Annotated in this window: 3 protein-coding genes; 2 read left to right on the top strand and 1 reads right to left on the bottom strand. The window is 42.0% G+C overall.

Annotated elements, in window-relative coordinates; translation table 11 throughout:
* Both AC1DND_RS17895 and AC1DND_RS17890 read left to right on the top strand, forming a co-directional pair.
* Nucleotides 1–3,040 (top strand): hypothetical protein (locus AC1DND_RS17895; RefSeq protein ID WP_477583668.1); only part of this gene is annotated, 3,040 nt, incomplete at its 5' end.
* A gap of 16 nt (nt 3,041–3,056) precedes the next feature.
* The gene (locus tag AC1DND_RS17890; protein WP_477583666.1) at nt 3,057–4,019 is read left to right on the top strand and encodes a hypothetical protein; all 963 of its coding nucleotides are present in this window, start codon (nt 3,057–3,059) and stop codon (nt 4,017–4,019) included.
* A gap of 304 nt (nt 4,020–4,323) precedes the next feature.
* On the opposite strand, the gene AC1DND_RS17885 is transcribed toward AC1DND_RS17890, so the two are convergent.
* Entirely contained in the window at nt 4,324–5,472 is a 1,149-nt protein-coding gene (locus tag AC1DND_RS17885; protein ID WP_477583665.1) for a hypothetical protein, read from the bottom strand.
* Between the last annotated feature and the right edge of the window lie 18 nt (nt 5,473–5,490).

Below are 5,490 nucleotides of genomic sequence, written 5' to 3'. Positions count from 1 at the left end.
GCTCAGGACTGCCGGCGGTCGCGGTACCGATATCGCCTATGTACTGGTAAATATAGAACTTAGCCTAAACCAGTATGTGGTTTTAGGGGCCTATCTGGAATCGTCCTCCAGACAAAGCCGTTCTTTTATCGTCCAAAGTGATTGGGATGAATCTGCCATAGGTACAATTAATCGCCCATTAAGCGTATCCGATATTTACGTTAACGACCAGATCCCAACCTTGGAATGGTTCAAAGCGTCACTAGAGGAAAAAGGTTTGGTTTACCATGGCTACGCGCAACGCCGGAAATTTCATGCCTACTTATACAAACATCAAATCCTCTCCCTCGATTTGAGCCAAAGCAACCAGATATTAAGAGATTACGCGATGATTATCCAATCCTTTTCCCGTGGCAAAGGGCTCGACATCGGTGACAGCTCAAGCTTAAAACGCTTTCTTTTCGGTAATGAAAAAGCGAAAGAAATCACAGATAAATACAAAAAAGCAGTAGAAGAACTTCAACTTACCCTAAAGGAACATGCTCAAAACCGTGATGAAATAGAAAAGGCAACGCTGAAATACCAGGCAATTAAATCCCTTAAAGAACTTAAAGACCGCTTTGATACCGATCAATATGAATACCTTATAAAAAAATGTGCTTTTACCAGACAAATGCAGAAGGAGGGCTTGGATAGCTTTAAAGAAAGTAGCAAAGACTTTGTAGAGGCAGGCGAGAACTTGCAGGCCATACAAGAAATCCTCAGACTAGAATTACTAAGTGTAGGGGCAAATACCGAAAAATTCAACCGGGAAGAAATCACTGCGAAAGAAACCTACCTTAAAACTGCTGGTTCCCATGCCGCACTGTTGCCCTTTACAAAACTACTTGAAGACTATGATTGCCAGGCTGACCAGCTGCTTGAAATTTACAACCGTTATCAAGAGGACAAATATAATTATACTTTAATTTCGTCAGTTCAGCAAGGCCTGGAAAAAAACAAACTTAGCAGTCTGCTTGAAACTTATATCCATTTAGAAGAACTAAGCTCGATACTTGACGCGATTGCTGTCGATACGGGCGGTAAAGAGAGCCAATATCAACAAAAGCAACAACTTCTGGATTTTTCGGAGCTCAATAATGAAGGTTCTGTAGGTTATTGGGCCATTCAAAATTACCAGGCCCATTCATTAGAAGTAGAGAGCCTTTTGATGTTTTTTAAAGAACTGCCAATAGTCCACGCCCAGAAAGCCTTTGATCAATATATTCCAGACCCCACTTCGCTATTAAAGGTCAATCCCCAGCTACAAAAAACCGACGGCGGTTTCTGGATAGCCCTAGGTGAGGTCAATCAGTTCATACCCTATGTTAAAAAACAGCTGTTTGCTGCTCAGGATATCTCCGCATTGAAACTGCTCTTGGAGGGCATGAGCAAAGACCTCCAGGGTGAAATGAAAATCCTGGATAGCGAAACCGCCGCCCTTAAATCTTTGCGGCGGTTCATTATCAGCACCAGTAGCTTTAAAGACTACCTAAGCGTCCATGCACTGTGGTCTACACTAAGTGATTTCGATCTGACTCCGGCGCTGGATATTGCCCGACCAGCCTTTGAATCGGGTATGCTCATGTTAGAGGATGCTGAAGAAATCCAGGACGCATTCCAAACCGCAGAAACAGACTGGAAAGAAAAGCAGGCTACGCTTCAGGATTACGACCGTTTAGTAAAAAACCTAAAAAGAAATCAAAGCCAGCTGGATAATCTATTACAGGGAAGCATCCGGCAAAATATCCTGGAAGACATTGTAAACATTTTCCCAGAATTCAAATCAGATAACGTATCGCAAGAGAGCCAACTCGTTTACCTGAAATCCAGGTTTGAAAAATCAACTTCAAAGGATGCATGGGTATTGGAGCAGATCGACAATAATAAGCATAAACTTAAGTTGCTGGACATCAATAAACAACAGGAGTCGTATCAGCAACAGCAGCAGGCATGCGAAGATGCATTTAAGGAAGCCCGTTTTATCCTTGCTCAAGAACCGGACATTAGCCTTTATCAGGATATCTATCTGGATGAACCCAAAGAGGAAGAAAAAAATTATGCTGTGAGCAAAAGCGTTTACGAAAATAAATTTGATGAAACCGTAGCCGCCCATGCCCCAAGCGAAAGCTACCGCTTCAACATGGTCAAAAACTACCTTGAACTCTGTACAGCTGTTTTGCCCGACGCTTTCTTAGAGGGTAACATTGATAAAGATACCTCGATTGATGTCATCTGGGATTACCTTTCCAAAATCAATGACAAAAACAAAAGCTTAAACAACCGAAAACTCCTTAAAATTCGCGACATATTAGATGAGGTAGCGGATGAGGTGAGTAAGAGGGAAGATACCGTCCGCCAAATTCATAACTTTCTGGACAACGGTGCGCGGGAAATTACCGGTGGCCACCGCGCATATTTAAAACCCAATTACCAAAACTGTTATCCCAAAGGCTGGATAAACGATTACATAGAAAAGCTAAGCCAGGAAAATACCCTTTTTGCCACCGGACAGACACTAGCCGAACTTCTTAATGATAGCGTGAGCCTTGAAGAAAAAATGATCAATGCCTTTCATGCTTTTGGCGGGCATAAGGGCACTAAGCCCAAAGTGGAAGACTTGCTTAATCCCAATTCCTATTTCGATCTGATTTTCAAAATGGAGTCCCAATCCTCGGGGAAAACCAATATCGGAAGTACCGGGCAGGTGTATGCTGCTATCGCCTTACTTTGCATTGCCAGACTATCTCTGGTGAATAAAAGTTCTTTCACTAAAAACCCACCACCAGGAATACGCTTTATGCCGATAGATGAGGTGGAAGGCCTGGGCAGTAATTTTGACTTGCTATACGATATTGCAAGGGACTTTGATTACCAGATCATCACCATGGGCATTAAACCCTTTGGTAAATTCATTGATGGAGAACAGTATATCTATATGCTCAGTAATAATAAAGACGCTACCGAGGATGTTAACTTCCAGCCTTACGCCATTTTTTGTGATGCAGACCAAAATTTTTAACCCAAAACAAATTACAGTGAACCTACTTCAGATCGCTATCAACTGGCCGCAACTAAAAGCCCTTCAACAAATTTACCAGACAGGCCAGACCAAATCCAAGCTGTTCACCAATCCCTATATCAACCACCTAAGAAAAGACAAAAGAGTGCTACGTTATAAATCTGCAAACAGAAACATCATTGAGGGCACAGCACTGTTCAAGAGTTTTTATGAGCAGCACTTTTTAGCACCTTACCAGCGCTACCTTTCTTTTTTCGAGCAGACCCAAAGCCCTTCGGATGGTAGGAGGCCCTACCGGATTTATGATCTGGAGACTTTAATCTACATCCAAAAAAACAGCCTTGAACTCAGCGAAAACCTTACCACGGAGCGGACCTTTTCGAGCCAGCTCTTCAACAGCTCAAAATATTTGGAAAATAACGCCAGCGTTAAAAATGCCGTGCTAAATATCCTACAAATTGAACGGTTTCCAAAAAGTGATCCCMAAAACCACATCTGGCGGTTAAGTGTAGATTGTCCAAACCCTGTTTGCATCCTGCTCTGCGAAAACCTGGATAACCTTAAGTGCCCCGATATTGCTTTGGAGCTTGGGGTGGAACTTTGGTACGTCGGCGGAAACAATACTGGAATTCTAAATAATCTCTCGGTTGACAAACTCAAATTGCCCATATACTATCACTGTGATTGGGATTATGATGGATTGAGGATATACGGCAACGTTCACCAGATTATGAGTACAAAAGGCAAGGCCATCGGGCTCCTCGAGCCTGCAGATCCCTCCAAACGCCTACCTGTAGATTCCCCATATCACTATAGCCAATGGAAAAAGGATAAAATTTTCTCAGGGCTAAACCAGCAGCTATACACTATAAGCCAACAGGAACTAATTAGCGGGCTTATCAGCGAAAACCAGTGGATTGAAGAAGAGGGGCAAGACTTCGAACAATTATTAAGGTTTAATAGCTGTTTGCCCAGCTAAAAAAGGCCATCGGAAGTTTTTAACGATAAAACCTAACTAAGGCATTTGACTTTGCTGATCGCGATGCGACTACGCATCCTTGGCGATTTCGTTCATCGCAGCTATTTTTTTCTTGTTTATTTATCTCTTTAATGCCATAAAGGTGTTGTTTTTGTGCCCTATCGTGTTACCAATTGGGGTATCGCTGTACTGGTAGGTGAAAATGGTCTTGAGTTATTTCGTAGCTGTGAGGTAGATAGGGCGAATCTAAATGTTTATCACACAATTGATATGAGATGTTTTAGGATTACAAGCTTTAACCCAGCTATTGCTTTTCTACCAGGCCATTAAGATATGTGTCTAAAAGTAGCTGTTGATCCTTGGCAGATTTACCCTCAAAATTTTTCGCGAGTTTTGCCTGTAAATCCGGATCTTTTGTCAGGGTCTTCAACTTATCTTGAAGATTTGCTTTGGGTTTTAATCCCGTCAACAGGGCAATTTCGTCTTTCTGCGAAATAAACGGTTCATACAGCTTATTATAGCCCCGCCCAACAGCGCCCTGAAACATGATGAGTTCTGGATTCATCTCTTTTTTGGTGCCACTTTTTAAAGTGTGTGTAGTGGCAATACCAGGATAAGGGTCAATATAAAATATTTCTTTTATACCCAGTTGAAATGCTTTTTTGGAACACAACTCACATGGGCTTGCAGTGGTAAATAGTTTGCCACCCTTAATACCAACACCTCCAAATTTGGTTATCTGCATCATTGCATTTTCCTCCGCATGCAGTGACCGGGTGTGCACCTGATTTTTTTCGCCTTCAAAGGCATTATGAAAATCCCTAAAGCAGAAGTTGCAAATTCGTCCATCTAGGTTTTCAATCTCTGCATTAGTAAACTCCTTAGTCGCTTTTTCCTTGAAGGTTATTTTATCATCATAATTATTCCCCGATCTCTCATAATCAGAAAACATAAATGAATTTTCACCACGGACTAAATGCCCCAAGTCCCGAAGCCCACATGGTACCTGATGCTCCGGCACATCGTTCCATCCAATGGCTTTTATCGAATATTGCTCATCGGTAACTACCGCACCGACCTGTCTTGAAATGCACCCGGAGTTTGACTTTGCGTTGTAGGCCACCTGCATGAAATGTTCATTCGTCGACGGAGTAATCAGTCCAGGCTTTTTTATTAGCGCAACGAGCTTGATGATCTGGTCGGTATAGGGTACATATTTTTTGTCAACCTCTTTGGTTTCTCCTTCTATGAAAATATGATAATCGCACTTCTGAATGCAATGTTCAATATCAGGACTATAAAATTTCCCCGCCTTAAAATCATTGGTTTTGAATTCTGCATCATCAAGATATGTAAGCGCGAGGTTATCCTTCTTCTCATCATGCCCATACTTCCTGTTGGCAGACGCAATACTTTTTTTTCTTTCTTCTTCTGTTTTATTAGTGGCAACCATGTAGAAAGCTGAGAATTT

Source organism: Pedobacter sp. 01N416, from assembly GCF_056399685.1.
Note: the sequence above shows the minus strand (reverse complement) of the source record. Positions and strands in the feature narration are given on the sequence as shown.

Bases quoted from the DNA above. Each gene is read 5' to 3' on its own strand.
- AC1DND_RS17885 (WP_477583665.1), bottom strand. From the start codon at position 5,472: ATGGTTGCCACTAATAAAACAGAAGAAGAAAGAAAAAAAAGTATTGCG.